This window comes from Streptomyces sp. SP17BM10 (genome assembly GCF_036322405.1).
Classification (GTDB): domain Bacteria; phylum Actinomycetota; class Actinomycetes; order Streptomycetales; family Streptomycetaceae; genus Kitasatospora.
Map to the genome: position 1 here is coordinate 73057 of NZ_JAQYXB010000577.1, position 18222 is coordinate 91278.

The following is an 18222-nucleotide window of genomic DNA, read 5'->3' on the forward strand; positions in this document are numbered from 1 at the left end:
TGCGTCAGTCGCCGGAGGCGAGCCGGAGCAGAGTGCGGTGAACGAGGCCGGCCAGGCGCTCGACGGTGCTCGGCCGGTGGATCGCGGGGTCGAAGACCAGCTCGACGCGCAAGCGGTCGGCGACGACCGTGCCGACCACGTCCAGCAGGAACGGCCAGGGCGCGTCCGGGTCCTGCTCGGAGCCGAGCGGGCCGTGGCAGATGTCGAAGGCGGCCGCGCCCGTGGGCACCTCGTCGAAGCCGAAGGCGCCCATGTAGTTGACGGTCACCTCGGGCGCCGGCAGCGCCGCGAGCTGCGCCCGGGTCTCCTGGTCGGCGTAGCGCAGCACTCCGTAGCCCACGCCGCCGCGCGGCACACTGCGCAGCCGCCGGGCGATCGCCGTGGCGGTCTCGGCGTCGGAGCCGTCCTCGGGCAGGGTCAGCCGGACCGGGTAGAGCACCTGGAACCAGCCCACGGTGCGGGACACGTCCAGGTCGGGCAGGATCGCGCCGCGCCCGTCGCCGGTGGTGCCGATCAGGTGGTCGGGCCGACCGGTCCAGTCGGCGAGCATCCGGCCGGCGATCCACACCAGCAGCTCCGACATGGTCACGCGCCAGCTCCGGGCGCGGCGGCGCACGGCGGCGGTCTGTTCCACCGTCAGGACCACCTCCTGCGCGGTGATCGCGCCGAGCCGGGGACGGCCCGGCGCGTCGACCGGCACCGGCCGCGTCCGCCCCGCGCCCTGCTCCAGCCAGAAGCCGAGCTCGTCGCGGCAGGAGCCGTCGCGGGCGAGCTCCGCCAGACGCTCGGCCCAGGTCAGGTAGGCGGTGGTCTTGGCGGGCAGCGCCCCACCGGTCACCAGCGTGCCCAGGTCCTCCAGGAGCAGCGCCCGGGAGACGCCGTCGGTGACCAGGTGGTGCGGCAGCAGGAGCAGCCGGTCCGGCTCCGCCGGGCCGAGCTTGAGGTGGACGGCGCGCGCCGACGGCCCTTCGGTGAGGTCGAGGGACCGCTGCCGCTCGGCCACCAGGGCGTCCACGGCGCGGGTGCGCTCGTCGTCGGCCAGCCCGGACAGGTCGTGGCTCTCGAACGGCACGGCCGACTCGCCCTGCTCCTGGCGCTGCCGCCACGGGCCCTCGGCCCGGTCGGTGAACCGGAGCCGCAAGGCGTCGTGATGGTCGGCGAGGGTCCGCACGATCTCCGCGAGGCGCGCCGGCTCGACCGGCTCGTTGAGGCTCAGGTAGTACGGGTGGTTGAAGTGGTCGGGGCGGGACATGTCCGCCGCGATCAGTTCGGTGAACCAGGTCTGCGCCGGCGTCAACGGCCCCTCGCCCTGGACCAGGCCCTGCTCGGCGGCGACGGTCGGTGCGGTCCGACCGCTCGCCATCTGCGCCACGGTGGGTCCGGCCGCCACACCCCGCGGTGTGAGCTCGATCCCCACGGCATTGGCCCGCGCCACCAGGCGCATCACGCTCAGCGAGTCGCCTCCGACCTCGAAGAAGTCGTCGTCCCGGCCGATGCCGTCCACGCCGAGCAGCTCGGCGACGATCGCCGCGAGGGCGCGCTCGGCGTCGGTGCGCGGCCCGTCGCCGGCTCCCGTGCGGCGGCCGCCGGCGACAGCGTCGCGCAGGGCCTGCAGGCGGTCCGGCTCGGCCCGCAGCTTCTCCCAGTGCGGGGCGCTGACGGCGTGCCGCTCGCCGATCGTGTCGGCGACCCACGCGCCCACCCAGGTGCCGTCGCCGTCGCGCAGTTCGACGACGTCGACGGACGGCAGCGCTGCGCAGGCCAGGGCCAGACGGTCGGTGAGAGCGCCGAAGAGGCCGGTCCAGTCCGGCGCGTCGAACGGCGCCGGTGCCGGTCGGATCGCCACCGTCACGGGGGCGTCCCGGGTCGCCAGCAGTGCGCACAGGTCGCGCAGACGGTGCTCCAGGTCGAGCGAGGCGCCGATCAGGGAGCGCCCCGGCGTCACCCAGTCCGCCCAGCAGAGCACGGCGACGACGGGCTCGCCCGCGGTCGCGGTGATCGCCCGGAACAGGCGGCCCGGAGGATCGGCCACCAGCGCCGCGACCGGCGCGGGAGCGGTCAGCGCATCACTCCACAGCCGCAGCGCCTCACGCAGCCCGGCCGCCTCGCCGGAGAGGGCGACGTGCACGACGGCGGCGTCGGCCGCCGGGGTCGCGCCCGCGTCGGCGAGCGCGACGGGGGCGTCCGCGTCCGCGGTCAGCTCGGCGAGGGCCTCGACGTACTCCGCCAGCAGCGCCTCGGCGGTCGCCGCGCGGTAGTAGTCGCTCCGGTACTCGAGACCCACCTCGATCCGGTCCTCGGCCGTCGACACGTTGAGGAACAGGTCGAAGTCCGCGCCGCCGGTCGGCACCGGAAGCTGCTCCACCGCCAGGCCGGGCATCGACAGGGCCTCGTCGGACAGCTCGGCCAGGTTGAACGCGCACTGGAACACCGGGTGGCGATCGGTGTCGCGGGGCAGGCGCAGCGCCTCGACGATGCGCGCGAACGGGACCTCGGCGTGGCGCTGGGCGTCGATCGCCGTACGGTGCACCCGGCGCAGCACCTGCCGGACCGACGGACGGCCCGTCAGCTCGACCCGCATCGGCAGGAGGTCGGTGAAGCAACCGATCAACTCCTCGCACTCGGCGCGACCTCGACCGGCCGACGGCACGCCCACGACGACGTCGGGCCGTTCGATCCGCCGCCCCAGCATCAGGGCGTATCCCGCGAGCAGGACGGCGAACGGGGTCACGCCCTCGGTGCGCGCGATCGCCCGGACCGCCTCGCTCAACTCGCCCGACAGCTCCCGGTCGAGCCGGCCGGCCTTGCCGGCCGCGCGGCCCTTGCCCGCCTTGATCTGCTCACGCGGCGGGGTGCTGGCCGCGGGCGCGTCGCCGAGGGCACGTCGCCAGTAGGCCAGGTGCGCCTCGTGCTCCGGGCCGGCGAGCAGGTCCTGCTGCCAGGCGGCGAAGTCGGCGAACTGGATCGCCTGCTCGGGCAGCACCACGTCGCCGTCGGCGTAGCGGGTAGCCAGTTCGCCCAGCAACAGTTCCCACGACGAGTTGTCGCAGATGATGTGGTGCATGCCGATCAGCAGGTGGTGCTCGGCGTCGCCGGCGCGCACCAGCTGGAGGCGCAGCAACGGGCCCTGCTCCAGGTCGAAGTGGTGCCTGGCGTGGCGGCGCAGCAGGCTGCGCAGCATGGTGGCGCGGTCGTCGTCCTCCTCGTCGGACAGGTCGGCCGGCTTCACCCAGCAGTCCATGCTGTCGCGGACGTCGAGGAAGGGCCGGCCGTCGCGCTCGACGAAGACCGTGCGCAGGATCTCGTGCCGGGCCACGATGCCTTCGAGGGCCCGGCGCAGCGCCTTGGTGTCCAGCTCTCCGCGCAGGACCGCGGCGAACATGGTGTTGTGCCGGGTGTGGTCGTCACCGAGCCGGCCCAGCGCCCACAGCCGCTCCTGCGTGGAGGAGGCCGGCAGCTCGCCGTCCCGGGCCACGCGCGGGATCCCCGCCCCACCGTCCGCGGCGGCCACGAGCTTCGCCAGGCCCGCCACGGTCGGCTCGGTGAAGAAGTCGAAGAGCGTGACGGTGGCGCCGAAGTCGGTCAGCACCCGGGACAGCAGCCGGGTGGCGAGCAGGGAGTGCCCGCCGAGACCGAAGAAGTCGCTGGTCACCCCGATCTCGGCGGGCAGCCCGGGCAGCTCGCGCCACAGGTCGGCCAGCCGCCGTTCCAGGGGAGTGCGCGGGGCCACGACCTCGCCGTCGGAACCGGTCCCCGGGCCGGCGGGCGTGGCCCGCTCCAGCACGGCGGCCGGCGATCCCAGGTGCTCGCCCAGGTAGGCCGCCCGCTCGGGCCCGGGCTCCGCGCCGATCCCGGCCAGGGTGCGCAGCCGCTGCGCCACGAGCGTGCCGAGCGCGGCGAAGTACTCGGCGGTGTAGGGGACGTGACCGAGCCGCTCGGCCGTCTCGTCGTAGACCTCGGACACGTCGCGGGTGTCGGCCCAGACGGCGTGCACGTTCCGCGTCCGTGCGGCGAGCAGCGCCAGGCGGTCGTCGAACCGCGCGAAGAGGTGCCCCAGCTCCTCTTCGGGTCCGGGGCACACCACGACCAGGACCGGTCGCCCGGCCTGGGCGAGAGCCGCCTCGAAGTCGCCCATGACGCGTTCCAGCACCGGCGCGGGGTCGCCCTCCACCCCGCGCAGCCAGTCCTGCCAGCGCACCAGCAGCACGTCCGCCGCCCGTGCGCCGCCGCCCAGCAGGTGCTGGACGACCTGGCCGTAGGGTGCGGAGTCCAGCTCGACCGGGGTGCGGGTCACCTCCAGCCACATCCGCAGCGGATCGAAGACCGGTTTGACGGTGAAGGTCGAGGCGACGGCCACGCGAGCGCGGCGCAGCGTCGAGAGCTCGTCCACGGCCACGGACGGGTTCGCCGCGAGATCCGCGAGGATCGCGCGCAGGTCGGTCGCGGCCTGCTCGGCCGTCTCCGCCAGGTAGAGGTCCGCGTTGTACCCGAGTACGACCGACAGCTGGCCGTCGTGCCGGGTCATGGTGAGGAAGAGGTCGAAGTCGGTCTCGTCCGTGTCGACGTCCTCCAGCGCCAGGCTCAGCCCTGCCGCCGTCCACCGCTCGTCGTCGCCCTCGGCGAGGCTGACCATGATCTGGAACAGCGGGTTCTGGCTCGGGTCGCGCGGCGGGGCCACCTCCTCCACCACCCGGGTGTACGGCGCGTCCTGATGGGCGTTGGCCTCGCTGATCCGGCGGTGGGTGGCCCGCACGAGGTCGGTCACGCTGGTGGCGCCGGGTGCGTCGACGCGCAGGACCAGCATGTTCGCCAGGGAGCCGATCAGCTGCTGGAGCTCGGGCTTCGGACGGCTCGCGGACGGCATGCCGAGGAGCACCGACTCCTGGCCGGTGGCCCGTCGGACCAGCATCGCCACGGCCGACAGCACCACGGCGTTGAGCGTCACCCCCGCCCGGCGGGCCAGGGCGGCGACGCTCTCCAGCTCCTCCGGCGGGACGACGAACTTGAGCTGCGCGCCGCGGTGGGTCTGGATCCGCGGCCGCGGGCGGTCCGAGGGCAGCGTCGACCGCGTCGGAGCGCCCGCCAGCCGTTCGCGCCAGTACCCGAGCTGACGGTCGAGCACCTCGCCCGTCAGCCTGCGCCGCTCCTCGGCCACGTGCTCGGTGAAGCTCGTGACCAGGGCCGGGGGCGGTGAGCCGGCGCCGACCGCGGCGCCGTAGCAGGCCGCGAGGTCGCGCGCGAACACGGTGGCGGACGTGGCGTCGAAGACGATGTGGTGGGCGACGACCGTCAGCAGGTGCTCGTCCGGTCCGACGACCGTCAGCCGCAGCGCGAGCAGCGGTCCGGCCTCCAGGTCGAACCTGTGCCCGGCGAGGGGAGCCCCGTCGTGCTCGTCGTCGCGGAGCAGCGGGACGCGCACCTCGTCGCGGACCGTCTGCACCGGCACGTCGTCCTTGAGGGAGAAGACCACGCGCAGCGCGTCGTGACGGGCGACCACGGCGTCCACGGCGTCACGCAGCGCGGCCGTGTCGAGCGGCCCGTGGATCCGCAGTGCGAAGGGGATGTTGTACGCGGTGCCGCCCGGCTCCAGACGGTCCAGGAACCAGAGCTGCTCCTGCGTGAACGAGAGCGGCTTCTCCGGTTTGGCCCGCATCGACCGCAGCCTGGCCTCGAACACCTTGCGCTGCTCCGGGGAGAGCGCGGCGATCTGCTGCGTCAGGTTCTCGGTGCTCATGCCGTCTCGCCCCTCACTACGTCCCAGACGGCCGCTGGGTCGTCGGTCAGAAACATGTGCCCGCCCTTGATCGGGGCGAGGTGGAACGCCTCGGTGGTGTAGTCGGCCCAGCACTCGACGTCCGCCACGGTGGCGAACTCGTCCTCCGTGCCGACCAGCGCGGTGATCGGCGCCGGGAGCGGCGTGGCCAGCTCCGCCGGGTACAGCTCGCACGCCTCGGTGTCCGCCCGGACCACGGGCAGGATCAGGTCGAGCAGGTACGGGTCCGCCAGCAGCTCGTCCGGTACGCCGCCGAGAGCGACCAGCCACTGCCGCAGGCCCGCCTCGTCCAGCGCGTGCACGCGGGTCCGCTCGATGCGGGACGGGGCCCGGGTGGCGGACACGAACACCTGCCGCGGCGCGCGCCCCAGCGCGACCAGCTCATGGGCCACGTCGAAGGCGAGCAGCCCACCGAAGCTGTGACCGAACAAGGTCACCGGCTCCTCGAACTGCCCGGCGATCGCCCGGGCGATCGGCCCGGCCAGCTCGGCGGTCGACCGCGCCGGCGGCTCGGCCATGCGCGCCCCGCGCCCCGGCAGCAGCGCCGCCCACACCTCGAAGCCCGGCGCGAGCGCTTCGTACCACTCCCGGAACGCGGCCGCGCTCGCCCCGGCGTGCGGAAAGCAGACCAGGGGAGCCCCGGCCGCATCTCGCGCCGAGGGGCGCCACAGCCACTCATCGCCTCTGGAACGCACCCTGTCCACAGTCCCTCCGTCTTCGTCGGCCGACGGAGGTCGACTCTTCTCCTCGGCGCTGGCGCGTCGCTGACCTCTCGTTGGCGCGAGCGCTCCACCGCGTTGACCCAGGCGTCAACAGGCGGCCCGGAGCTGCAGACACGTCGGTTCACGCGCGTCAACGAGGGCTTGCCGGACCAGCGGTTCGGCGGTGCGCCGCAACGACGACGGACCGGCCCCGCCGAGGCGGGACCGGTCCGAGGAGGGGACAGCTGAGGAAGGGGAGTCGAGGGGCGGGACCTACCCCACGGACGCCGGGAGTTCCGCGGCACACAGGCGGGCGAGCGTCGGCATCAGGTAACGGCCGTCCTCCTGGAGGGTCACCAGATGGACGTCCTCAAGAGCCTCCAACGCCGTCTCGGCCTGCGGGCGGGGCCAGTCGCAGGCGTCCGCCACCTCCGCGGCGGTCATGCCGACCGTGTCGATCCAGGGGTGACGTCCCAGGATCCGGAAGAGCTCCGCCCCGAACTGCCCGGTGATCGATCGTGCCGCAGCACCGATGCGGTCCCCGACGGAGCGCCCGCCGATGGAGAGTTCGGCCAGACGCGTCGGCCTCGGCTCAAGGCGGGCCGCCAGCATGCGCGGCGTCAGCAGGGGTCGGGCGGCCAGGCGGGCCGCGGCGATCCGGACCGCGAGCGGCGTCCGGTCACACAACCGGACCACCGCCCGAGCGGCCGTGAGATCGGCGTCGACGCGCTGCGCTCCCACGTGCCGGCGCAGGAGTTCGACCATGTCGTCCTCCTCCGGCGTGCCGATCGGGACGTGCAGCGCGTTGTCCAGGACCGTCATCGCGACGTGGCTGGTGACCAGCGCCGCGCACCAGCCGGATCCGGGAAGCAGCGGGCTGACCTGTTCGGCGTTCGAGGCGCCGTCGACCACGACCAGCACGCGCCGGCGGACCAGCATCGAACGGAACAGCGCGGAGGCCTCCTCCAGCCGCTGCGGCACGTGATCGGCACCGAGGCTGCGCAGCCAGCGGGACAACACCTGCAGGGGGACGTCCTCGCCCTGCTCGCCCGCGGCGCGGTGCAGGTCGGCGTAGAGCTGCCCGTCCGGGAAGTGCTCGGCGAGCTGATGCGCCGCGCGCACGGCGAGGGCCGACTTGCCCACCCCGGGAGGGCCGCTCAGCACCGCCGGCCGCAGCGGCCCCCGCCGTTCGGACCACTGCAGCAACCACTGTCGGATCGCCGCCAACTCCGCCCCGCGCCCGACGAAGTCGGCGGTCTCGGCGGGGAGTTCGGTGGTTCCCGCGGGCGCGGCAGCCGGGCCGGGACCGCCGGCCGCGGGCGGAGCGGGGGCGGGGGCGGGGGCCGGCAGGCCGGCGCTCACCACGGTCTGCACGTGGGCGCCCGGCACCGGAATCGTCCCCGCGAGGATCGACTGCTGCAACCGCAGGGTCTCCCGGGTGGGCTCGATCCCCAGGTCGTCGCGGAGCCGGACCCTCAGCCTGCTGAAGGCGCCCAGCGCCTCGGCCCGGCGACCGCTGCGGGCCAGGGCCAGCATCAGCTGGCCCCACAGGCGCTCACGGTAGGGCTGGGCCTCCGCGAGTGCGGTGATCTGCTCCAGGAGCTCCCGGTGCCGCCCGAGTTCGAGGCCGACGTCCATCGCGTCCTCGGCGACGCGCAGGCGGAGCTCGGCGAGGCGGTGCGCCTCGGCCTGAACCGCGGGCACCGGCACGTCCGCGAGGGCCGCGGGACCGCGCCACTGGGCCAGCGCGTCGCGCAGCCTGGCGTGGCCGTCCTCCGGGAAGCCCGCCCGAACGGCCTGTCGTCCCTTCTCGGCCAGGTCTTCGAAGCGGTGCAGATCGAGCGCCTGCTCCGGAACGCGCACCGAGTACCCGTCGATCTCCGTGCGCAGCACCGGCCCGTGTTTCGGAGGCATCAGTTGTCGCAAGCGGTACACATAGGACTGCACGGCGTTGCGCGCCCCGTTGGGCGGCCGGTCACCCCAGAGCCGGTCCTCCAGCTCGGCCAGCGTCACCGTCCGGTTCGCTCGCAGGAGCAGCAACGCGAGCACCGCCCGCTGCTTCTCCGCGCCGATGCGGACCACGCTCGGGCCCTGACGGACCAGCAGTGGGCCCAGCACGCCGAACTCCCACTCCGGAGCGCTCACCGTCTTCGTTCTCATGGCCTGCGGGCTCTCCGCAGCCTGCGTCAGCACCAACACACTCTTCACCCCGTATGTGTCTGCCGACTTGCCCAGCCGGCGTTGGTTCGTCGACGTCAGTGAGTCGGACCGATCACGGCCCCCAGCCGGAGTCGTGCGGCCCGGGGGCCGCAAGGATCGTCGTGACGGTGTCGGACCCGTCCGGGTCGCCGACGTGGTGCGCTCCGGTCGTCGACGCCGACGCGGCGAGGGCCAGCGCGGCCACGGCCATCGCGACGGCTGTCACGCGGAAGCGAAGTCCACGGAACATCGCGGTTTCCTTTCCTGGCGGAAGGCGGTTCACACAGGGGGCGGGCCGGCCCCGTGCGCTGGATCGCCATCCTGCCTCGCGAACAGGTTCGCGCCAATCGGAAATCGGACCGGTCGCGATGCACCTTTACGCAGTGCGGAAACCCGAGGCTGCACCATAGTCATACATGTGGCTGAAAGCGGGCCGATTCGGTCCACTCGGCAGCCCCCTCGTCCAGCAGGCCGCTCTGCGCGACCAGGAAGCCGAGGTGGGCGCGACTGCGTCCGCCGAGCGACTTGGACACCTTCTGGATGTGCGTGGAGACCGTACGGGTGCTCATGCCGAGCCGCTTGGCGATGGCCTCGTCGGTGTGCCCGGTGATCATCAGCCGCACGACTTCGAGGCGGATGGAGTCGGTCATCAGCGTCGGCCGACAGCCGCTCGCGGCGTAGGCCACGGGCTGCGCCCGCTCCCACATGTACTCGAACATCTTCACCAGGTACCGGACCAGACCGGGATGGTCGATCGCGATGCACGAGGTGCGGCGTTCCACGGATCCCGGCACGAAGGCCACCGCGCGGTCACAGATGATCAACCGTTCGAAGACCTCTTCCAGCGTACGCACCTCGGCACCGTGCTCCACCACCTTCTCGATGTACGCCAGTGTGGGCTCGTGCGACCGTACGGTGTGCTGGTAGAGGGTGGCTTGCCGCACGCCGCGCTGCGCCAGGGCCAGATCACGCGGCAGCGCGTCCGCCAGGTACTCCGGCGGGCGCCCGCCGCCCGGCTGGGCCGTGAGCAGTTCGAACCGGCAGTCGCCGACCGCCTTCTCCAGCGCGCTGTTGATGGCCTCCGGCTCGTCGTACTCGCGTAGCGGCGGGCGCAGGGCCTCCTGGGCCTCGGCGTAGGTGCGCTGGACCAGGGCCAGTCCGTCGGAGATCCGCGCGAGAGCCGCCTGCCCCTGCGCGATCATGCTCTCGATCGGTCGACGCAGGTCCTGCGCGGCGGTGTCCGGCGCGACCGCGTACACCATGCCGGGCGAACCGGGCACCTGACGGACGAGACCGGCGGCCGACACGCACTCCGGGACCGGGCCGTCGACGGTTCCGGTCTCCAGCACCGCTTGGTACGCCGCACGCCCGCTTTCGCAGATCCCCATGCGGAGGTCCGAATCGGCATCGTCACGCGAGCACATCGCGGCACCCTTCCTGTTCGTGCAATGCGCCATCACGAAGGCCCCGGTGCCCGGGTCTGCTCCCCGACTCCGGGCCATACTGAATTCCAAACACCCACGCCGCCTGTCTCCGAGGTCACGACCCGCCGGACCCGCCCCAACAGTGGTTCCTGATCCTCCGGTTGGCAACAGTGGCGCCGCAACCTTCACAACCACCACCGCCGCCACGAGCCGTGGACGATCCCGTCCTCAGCGACGCGTGGGTCTCCCGCGGCGCGCGAACACGGCGACCGCCCGCGGCGGCCCCGCGGTCGACGTCATCGAGTGGTGATCTCCCCCGGCACAACAGCGGGCCTCCGGACGGGGATTCCCCCGGGGGCCCGCTGCGCCCGGGTGGCAGAAGGCCCTTCTGGATCCCCGGAGTTGGGCTTGTCCGCCGGCTACCGGCGCCGTGGAGTCGGTGGGCGAGGAAAGGATGCTTCGCCCACCGACTCCAGGTCCCGGAAAGAGATGCCGAGGAAGCCCGGCTGTCGTCCCGGGGCCGCGCCGACGGCCCGCCGAGATCACCCGAAGGCGAGGACCGCCAGCCCGGCGGCCAGGAGGCCGAGGCCCGACCAGGAGACCGCCGGCAGCCGTTCGGCCAGCACCACGACGCCGAGGAGTGCGGCGACGGCGGGCTCGGCGAGGGTCAGCGTCGTGGCGGTCTGGGCCGTGGTGCGGCGCAGGCCGTGGCCGAAGAGGCGGTAGGCGAGGAAGGTCGTGATCACGGCGAGGTGGAGGGCGACGGCCGAGCCCCGGAAGGTCAGCAGCCAGTGCCCGTCACCGAGCAGGAGGACGGGCAGGACGAGCAGCGCGGCCCCGCCGAACATCGCGCCCATCACGCCGCCCGACACGTGCCCCCGCGCGATCAGCGCGCCGCCGATCAGCGAGTACGCGGCGTACGAGAGCCCGGAGAGGGCGGCCAGCAGGACGCCGAGGACGTCCACCGGCGTGCCGCCGCCGGTGAGTTCGGGTCCGAGGACGAGCACGGCGCAGCCGAGGACGGCGGTGACGGTGGCAGCGGTCCACCGGGCGCCGGGCCGCTGCCGCCCGGCGATCCAGCCGAGGAGCCCGGTGAACACGGGGGCGCTGCCGAGCGCGATCACGGTGGCGACGGCCACACCGGTGCGGGTGACCGCCGGGTAGAACGTGAGCGGGTAGCCGACCACGGCGACGGCCCCCAGGGTGAGGAGCCCGAGTTCGCGGCGGGTGCAGGCACGGGGCAGGGTGCGGGCGGCGCGGGAGGAGAGGAAGAGGAGCAGGCCGCCGAGAACGAGCCCGGCGGCGCCGATGCCCGTCGGGGACGCCCCGGCGGGGGCGAGGGAACTGGCGGTGCCGGTGGTGCCCCAGAGGAGGGCGGCGGCAAGGATCGGGAGAGGCCCGTTGAGGGCAGGGCGAGCACGCACGATGGTGAACTCCGTCGTCGAGAACCGTGATGGTGAGCGGTTTCGGAACGGGCGCACGTGACGCACCCCAGCGGCGGAGAAGGCCGACGGGGATCGCGGGATCAAGCCACCTACGCGCGCCCGGTCAGGCGCAGAGCGGTGGCAGCACGACGTGCCAGTACGAGTTCACGCATCGATGGTACTGGCCGCCCCCGCGGGAAGACGGCCGGGCCGACCTCCTGCGGGGCCCAGACTCTCAGTCGGTCGAGCCCAGAACGATCGCCTGGATCCCGGGCAGGTCAGCGAATCCGGCCGAACCGTCGACGGTGACCACCGTCCGGGCCGGTGGCCAGGGCCGTGGCCAAGGCCGGCCCGGCCCTCGCCTTCTCCCCCGAGGCCTGGGCCGCCTTCGTCTCCTTCGCCCCCGAAGCTCAAGCCACCCAGCCCGAGCTTCCCCTTAGGTGAACGGGCGGGTAACCACCTTCCAACCACCCCTGCACGCAGCCGATATGACTTATCGTCACCGCTTCGCCACAGCCGGATCCTCCGTGTAGCGTGCGCACCAATGAATCAACCCCCGGCCGGTGCGGGAACACCGAACGGGGGTCTGACCGGCACGATCGACAAGGACTCGATCCTGTGGCTACCCACGACTCTACCGCCATGGCCGCTCCCGGGTACGGAAAGCAGTCTGCTCCGGAGCAACTCCCCCGCTCCGCGTCCGATTTCGCGCACCTCCCGGCGCGCGAGGCGTACATCGCCTCGCTCATCGACCACCTGCCCGACGGCGCCGCCATGGACGTCAAGACGCTCGCCGCCCTCCAGCCTCACTACGGCCAGATGGCCTGCCGCACGGTGCTCAACAACCTGTCCACCGCGGGGCACCTGCGTCGTGTCCGCGAGCGCGTCGGCTCCCCCCAGTGCCGCTGGGTGTTCCGCACGTACTTCTCCCGCACGCCCCGCTCCGACGCCTGGTGGACGCGTTTCATCATGTCGGGCGAGGCGTCAACGCCCGGAGCACCTGATCCCCCCAAGGAGCGAACGCCCACGAGGGCCTCCGTCACTCCGGCTGACTCCGCGGCCTCCCCCGCCTACGCGGCCCTCGCCGGCCTCGGCCTCGCGGACGCCCGCCTCGCGCTCTCCGCCGCCGACTGCGCGGCCCTCGAACCGCTGGCCGCCGAGTGGCTGGCCCGGGGCGCCACGCCGGCCCTCTTCACGGCCGCCCTCACCGCAGGTCTGCCGCCGGACGGCGTCCACAGCCCAGGGGCCTTCACCCGCCGTCGTCTGCTCGACAAGATGCCCCCGGAGCGCCCAGCCCCAGCCTCGGCCCCAGTCCCGGCCCCGGCGGCCCGCGTCCTGGAGTGCACGGACTGCCGCACTCCCTGCCGCCCCCAAGCCCTCCTCGGCGGCCTCTGCCGTTCCTGCCGGGGCACTCCCAAGGCGCCACCACCCCGCCCGAGCCTCTCCCCGGCCGCCGTCCGCGCCTACGCCGCCCGGGCCCGCGCGGCGATGGCAGCACCCCCGCAATCGTGAATATTCACAGGCGGCAGCGTGAACCTATGCAAAATCCCAAGGTGAAGTAGGTTACAAACCTTTCAATCCAAGCCGTCCGGTTTGCCCACATGCTGAGATCCATGCCATAGTCGACCCATCGGACTTCGACTGGCCCGACCTGGCACAGTCGACGCCCATCGCGCGGCACGCACCCCCTTGGCCGGCGCGATGACTTGCACGGGCCCCCATCCGCCGGACCACGGCGACGTCGGGGGCCCTGCGTGTTCTCCGGACCGAACGCCGTCAGTGGCGCTCGCGGATCCTCAGCTCGAACCAGACGCCCTTGCCCCGCGGCAGCAGGTCCGCGCCCCACCGGTCGGCGAGGTCGTCGACCACCTTCAGACCGCGCCCCCGCTCGGTGACGGGCAGCGGCTCGGCGAGGATCACGCAGGGCAACGCCCTTGAGGAGTCCCGGACTTCGACCCGCAGCCAGCCCGGCTTGCGGATCACCTGGAGCCCGATCGTGCGGCCGGCGGCGTGCCGCACGGCGTTGGAGACGAGCTCGCTGGTGAGCAACTCCCCCGCCTCCAGGTGCTGGTGGAGGTCCCAGGACTCCAGGACGGAGAGCACCAGCCGGCGGGCCACCGGCGCGGACTCCGCCCGGGACGGCAGCCGCACCTCGCCCGGTGCGGACTGGTCGCACAGCCTGCCGAAGTACATCTCCTCCAGCTCCGCGGAGCTGAGCCGCTCCAGCGCCGACAGCGCGCCCGGGACGTCGACCCAGGACGCCTCCGCGACCAATCCGGCTCCGGGAACTGATGACTGATCTGTTTCGCCCCAACCCGCCATGCGACCCATCATTGCGGAACGCAAGCAGCCGCGTACGGACAATGAGCAAACGATCACGTCCGATCCGGCATATGCCCGGGGCAGGAAAGCGACAACCCGGGCCTGTGTTCGTCAAGCCCGGGTTGACCTCACGGCGCGTGGATCCCGGTGGTTACCAGGAGGCCCAGGGCAGGCTCCAGCCGCTCAGGCCGTTCGACGGGTCGAGGGTCTCGCTCTTGCTGGAGTTCTTGACGATCACGACGTCGCCGACGATCGAGCCGTCGTAGAACTTGCCCATCGAGGTGGAGTCGCCGCCGCCCTTGACGTCCTTGAGGCCGACGCAGCCGTGGCTGACGTTGTCCTCGCCGAAGGCGTCCGACCAGTAGTTGCCGTGGATGTAGGTGCCCGAGTCGGTGAGGCGCATCGAGTGCGGCACCTGGAGGTCGTACGGCGCGCCGGTCATGCCGGGCAGGGTGCTGGACTGCATCCGCACCACGCCCTCCTTGGACTCGATGACCATGGTGCCGTTCCAGGTCGGGTGCGCGTCCGAGCCCGAGGTGATGTCGATGTCGGAGGACTGGCCGTCCCGCACGACCGTCATCCTGTGGGTCTTGGCGTCGACGGTGGACACCTGCGAGCGCCCGATGGTGAAGGGCTCGTCGCGGTCGCTGCCGTAGACGCCGGGGGCGATCTCGACGCTGCCCAGGCGGTAGTGGACGCTCACCTTGGTGCCGGGCTTCCAGTACTCGGCCGGGCGGAAGTCCAGCCGGCGGTCGCCGAACCAGTGGCCCTTCACGGCGGTGCCGTTGTCGGTCTCGAAGGTGATGCCCTTGAGGACCGCGTCCTTGTTCTTGACGTCCTTGCTGAAGTTCACCGAGACGATCATGCCGACGCCGTAGGTGGCGTTGTCGTCGACGTTGTCCGCGGCCTTGGCCAGCGCGGTCGGGGTCAGCGTGGTGAAGCTGCTGTCGGCCTGCGCGACCACGCCGTTGGCGTCCGCGGCCATCGCGCTCACCTGGTAGGCGGTGCCGACCGCGAGCCCGCCGGTCGGGGTCCAGCTGGTGCCGTCGGCGGCGATCGTGCCGGGCACCTCCTTGCCGGTCTTGTCGCTCACCTTGACGGTGGTGAGCTTGCCGCCGGTCGCCCCGACCTTGAGCGCGCCCGGCGCGACGTCGACCGAGCCGGTCTTCGGCTCGATGGACACCACGGCCTGCGACACCTTCGGCGCCGCGCTCGTGGCGGCCGCCGAGGGCACCGCGGAGGCCGCGCCGCCGAGGTCCGCCTTGGCCGCGCTGCCGCCGGCGTCGTCGTTGTTGCACGCTGCCGTCAGGACCATCATCCCGCCGACCAGACCGACGGCCATCACCCTGCGTATCGACTTCACGTCGATCCCTCCCTCAAACACCCCGTTCGAACCCAGCGGGCTCGACCAATACACGCGCTGGCCACCGGAAAGGTTGCGCCATTCGAGGGGCTTCGCGCTCGGAAATCACCGGCGGCCCGACCCCAACGGGTGAGGATCGGGCCGCGCGGTGCGAAAGCGGTGACGAACCGGGACTACCCGGGCCTACCGCCGGGTAGGTCCTACCAGTTGGCCCAGGCCACGTTCCAGCCGCCCAGCCCGTTCGAGGGCGAGACGGTCTTCTCCTTCGAGTTCACGATCTTGACGACGTCGCCGACCATCGAGTCGTTGAAGAACTTCCCGGCGTTCGAGGAGTCGCTGCCGCCCTTCTCGTCGGCCATCGAGATGCAGCCGTGGCTCGCGTTGGACTTGCCGAACGGCGCCGGGTCGGCCCAGTAGTTGCCGTGCACGAAGGTGCCGGAGGTGGTCAGCCGCATCGCGTGCGGCACGTCCTGGATGTCGTACTCGCCGCCGAGGCCGACGGTCTGCGAGTTCATCCGGGTGACCTTCTCCTTGGACATGATCACCATGGTGCCGCCCCAGGACGGCGTCGCGTCCGCGCCCAGCGTGACCGGCACCGTGGTGCTCCTGCCGTCCCGCTCGACGGTCATCTGGTGCGCCTTGGCGTCCGCGGTGGAGATCATCGAGCGGCCGACGGTGAACGGCTCGTCCTTGTCCACGTCGCCGTAGACGCCCGGGGACACCTCGACGTTCTTCAGCCGGTACTTGATGGTGACCTTGGTGCCCGGCTTCCAGTACTCGGCCGGGCGGAAGTCCACCCGGCGGTCGCCGAACCAGTGGCCCTTCACCTCGGTGCCGTTGCTGCTCTCGAAGGTGATGCCCTTGACGACGGCGTCCTTGTTCTTGACGTCCTTCGTGAAGTTCACCGAGACGATCATGCCGACGCCGTAGGTGGCGCCGTCGCTGATGTTGTCGTTGGTGGAGACCTTCTTCTCCGGCGTCAGCGTCGTGAACGTCGTGGTGGACGCGGCCACCAGGCCGTCGGCGTCCTTGGCCTGCGCGTTCACCTTGTACGCCATGCCGACGGCGAGTGCCGCCGCGGGCTTCCAGCCGGTGCCGTCCGGCGTGATCGCGCCCTCGACCGGCTTGCCGTTCTTGTCGGTCACCTCGACCGACGTCAGCTTGCCGTTGGAGACCCCCACCTGCAGCGCGTTGCTCGGCGCGACGTCCTGGGCGCCGTCCTTCGGCTCCACGGCCAGCACCGCGGCCGAGGTCTTCGGCGCGGCCTGCGAGGCCGCGGGCGCCGCGGAGCCGTCGGCCGCCGCCGCGGCCGTGCTGTCGCCGGACGCCTTCGTGCCCCCGCTGGTGTCGTCGTTGCACGCCGCGGTGAGCAGCAGCACCCCGCCCATGGCCAGCGCCAGCGCTCCCCTGCGCCCGTAGCGGCCCGCGGTTCGTATCGCGGCGCCGGCCGTCGTACCCGTCTTCACGGTTTCTCCCCTCCCGGTATTCACTCACTTGACGCGGCAAGTGCCCCCGCAAGTTGCACCGGGCGCCGATCTTTCGCGCCGGGGCCCGGCGCGCCGGAGCAGGATAGCCGGGCCGTCCGGGTGAACTCCGGGGGAGGGGGTGGAGCGGGGGTGAAGCAGCCGTGAAGGCGCCAGGGCCTACCGGGCCGGGGGCGGCGCGCTGGCGGCCACCCACTGCGCCCACGGGACGTTCCAGTCGCCCAGCCCGTTCTGCGGCGGCACGAAGTCCCCGGCGGAGGCCTTCACCTCGAGCACGTCCCCGGGGATGGTGTGTTCGAAGAGCCAGCCCGCCGGGGTGTCCTTGCTCGTCCCGCCCTTGGTGTCGGCGAGGCCGATGCAGCCGTGGCTGGTGTTCGCGGTGCCGAACACCCCGGGGTCCGCCCAGTAGTTGCCGTGGATGAAGGTCCCGGAGGTGGTCAGCCGCATCGCGTGCGGGACGTCCTTGATGTCGTACTCGTCGCCCATGCCGACGGTCTGCGAGTTCATCCGGGTCTCCTTGTACTTCTCCGACACCACCAGCACCCCCCGGTAGGTGGAGTGGTCGGGGCTGCCGCCGGACACCTTCAGCACCCGGAGCACCCTGCCGCCCGGGCCGGAGCGGACGGTCAGGGTGTGGGCGTCGAGGTCGACCGTGGACACCTGGGCCCGGCCGACCGTGAAGCGCAGGTCCTTGGTCTGGGTGCCGAACTCCCCCGGCGCGCCCTGCACGTCCTTCAGCCGCAGCGCCACCGCGACCTTCGTCCCGGCCGCCCAGTACTGCTGCGGACGGAAGTCCAGCCGCTGGCCGCCGAACCAGTGCGCGGCCACCGGGACGGGCGGGTCCGCGCTCACCCGCACGGCCCGCTCCACCGCCGCCCGGTCGGTGATCGGACGGCTGAAGCGCAGCGAGACGGGCATCCCGACGCCCACCGTGGAGCCGTCCTCCGGGGTGAGGAAGGCGACGAAGGTGTGCGCACGGGCCACGGTCGAGAACGCGGAGTGCTGGGCCGCCTTCTGGCCCTGCCCGTCCTCGGCGACGGCGTCCAGGGTGTACGCCGTGCCGAGCGGCAGCGGGCCGTCCGGCGTCCACGCGGCGCCGTCCGGACTGACGGTGCCGGGCACCTCGGTGCCCCTGCCGTCGGCGAGCCGGACGGAGACCAGCCGGCCCTGCGCCACCGTCACCCGCACCGGCCCGTCCGACGGCACGTCCTGGGCTCCGTCGGCGGGGAGGGCGGCGAGCACCGCCCGGGACGGCGGCGGGGGCGGCGTGTGGACCCCGGGCGGGGCCGCGTCGCCCGCGGGCGCGGCCGGGGAGCCGCCACTGCCGCAGCCCGTGAGCGCGGCGAGGCACCACAGCGCCGCCACCGCCCGCCGCGCCCACACCCGTCCTCGGCGCCGCATTCCGGAGGCCTCCAGCCGTCTCGTTCCGACATCCGGAACAACGAGGAGCCCCGGGGCCGGACACGGCGGCGCGGACCGGCCGGCGCCCGCCCCCGGGCCGCGTGGGCGCCCCGCGCCGACCCCGGGCACCC

Annotated in this window: 12 protein-coding genes; 2 read left to right on the forward strand and 10 right to left on the reverse strand. The window is 72.9% G+C overall.

Annotated elements, in window-relative coordinates:
• Window positions 1-4 precede the first annotated feature (4 nt).
• The 6 genes from PUR71_RS17390 to PUR71_RS17415 all read right to left on the reverse strand — a co-directional run bounded on the left by PUR71_RS17390 (window position 5) and on the right by PUR71_RS17415 (window position 11521).
• Complete coding sequence (locus PUR71_RS17390) at window positions 5-5734, reverse strand: condensation domain-containing protein (RefSeq protein WP_329927919.1); 5730 nt, start codon at window positions 5732-5734, stop codon at window positions 5-7.
• Window positions 5731-6468 (reverse strand): thioesterase II family protein, encoded by a 738-nt coding sequence (locus PUR71_RS17395; protein ID WP_329927920.1) that lies wholly within the window; start codon window positions 6466-6468, stop codon window positions 5731-5733. Before PUR71_RS17395 ends, PUR71_RS17390 begins: the two co-directional genes overlap by 4 nt.
• Window positions 6469-6747: 279 nt before the next feature.
• Complete coding sequence (locus tag PUR71_RS17400; RefSeq protein WP_329927921.1) at window positions 6748-8634, reverse strand: AfsR/SARP family transcriptional regulator; 1887 nt, start codon at window positions 8632-8634, stop codon at window positions 6748-6750.
• Between the two features lie 112 nt (window positions 8635-8746).
• Window positions 8747-8923: a hypothetical protein gene (locus PUR71_RS17405; RefSeq protein WP_329927922.1), complete on the reverse strand. Its 177-nt coding sequence runs from the start codon at window positions 8921-8923 to the stop codon at window positions 8747-8749.
• Window positions 8924-9083: 160 nt separating this feature from the next.
• A complete protein-coding gene (locus PUR71_RS17410) occupies window positions 9084-10022 on the reverse strand; it encodes a helix-turn-helix transcriptional regulator (RefSeq protein WP_329927923.1) in 939 nt (312 codons plus the stop codon).
• A 617-nt stretch (window positions 10023-10639) separates the two neighbouring features.
• On the reverse strand, window positions 10640-11521 hold the full coding sequence (locus PUR71_RS17415; RefSeq protein ID WP_329927924.1) for a DMT family transporter: 882 nt from the start codon (window positions 11519-11521) through the stop codon (window positions 10640-10642).
• Window positions 11522-11845: 324 nt separating this feature from the next.
• Between PUR71_RS17415 and PUR71_RS17420 the strand changes: the two genes are divergently transcribed.
• Complete coding sequence (locus tag PUR71_RS17420; RefSeq protein WP_329927925.1) at window positions 11846-11965, forward strand: DUF397 domain-containing protein; 120 nt, start codon at window positions 11846-11848, stop codon at window positions 11963-11965.
• A gap of 198 nt (window positions 11966-12163) precedes the next feature.
• A complete protein-coding gene (locus PUR71_RS17425) occupies window positions 12164-13033 on the forward strand; it encodes a hypothetical protein (RefSeq protein WP_329927926.1) in 870 nt (289 codons plus the stop codon).
• Window positions 13034-13297: 264 nt separating this feature from the next.
• On the opposite strand, the gene PUR71_RS17430 is transcribed toward PUR71_RS17425, so the two are convergent.
• From PUR71_RS17430 to PUR71_RS17445, 4 genes are all read right to left on the reverse strand, one after another.
• A complete protein-coding gene (locus tag PUR71_RS17430; RefSeq protein ID WP_443077469.1) occupies window positions 13298-13855 on the reverse strand; it encodes an ATP-binding protein in 558 nt (185 codons plus the stop codon).
• Window positions 13856-13994: 139 nt separating this feature from the next.
• Window positions 13995-15206 (reverse strand): L,D-transpeptidase, encoded by a 1212-nt coding sequence (locus tag PUR71_RS17435; RefSeq protein WP_329927928.1) that lies wholly within the window; start codon window positions 15204-15206, stop codon window positions 13995-13997.
• Window positions 15207-15406: 200 nt separating this feature from the next.
• Entirely contained in the window at window positions 15407-16672 is a 1266-nt protein-coding gene (locus PUR71_RS17440; RefSeq protein ID WP_329927929.1) for a L,D-transpeptidase, read from the reverse strand.
• Between the two features lie 177 nt (window positions 16673-16849).
• On the reverse strand, window positions 16850-18091 hold the full coding sequence (locus PUR71_RS17445; RefSeq protein ID WP_329927930.1) for a L,D-transpeptidase: 1242 nt from the start codon (window positions 18089-18091) through the stop codon (window positions 16850-16852).
• Between the last annotated feature and the right edge of the window lie 131 nt (window positions 18092-18222).

Coding starts and splice junctions, on each gene's coding strand:
- PUR71_RS17430 (WP_443077469.1), bottom strand. CDS start 13,855: ATGATGGGTCGCATGGCGGGTTGGGGCGAAACAGATCAGTCATCAGTT.
- PUR71_RS17405 (WP_329927922.1), bottom strand. CDS start 8,923: ATGTTCCGTGGACTTCGCTTCCGCGTGACAGCCGTCGCGATGGCCGTG.
- PUR71_RS17445 (WP_329927930.1), bottom strand. CDS start 18,091: ATGCGGCGCCGAGGACGGGTGTGGGCGCGGCGGGCGGTGGCGGCGCTG.
- PUR71_RS17400 (WP_329927921.1), bottom strand. CDS start 8,634: ATGAGAACGAAGACGGTGAGCGCTCCGGAGTGGGAGTTCGGCGTGCTG.
- PUR71_RS17390 (WP_329927919.1), bottom strand. CDS start 5,734: ATGAGCACCGAGAACCTGACGCAGCAGATCGCCGCGCTCTCCCCGGAG.
- PUR71_RS17425 (WP_329927926.1), top strand. CDS start 12,164: ATGGCCGCTCCCGGGTACGGAAAGCAGTCTGCTCCGGAGCAACTCCCC.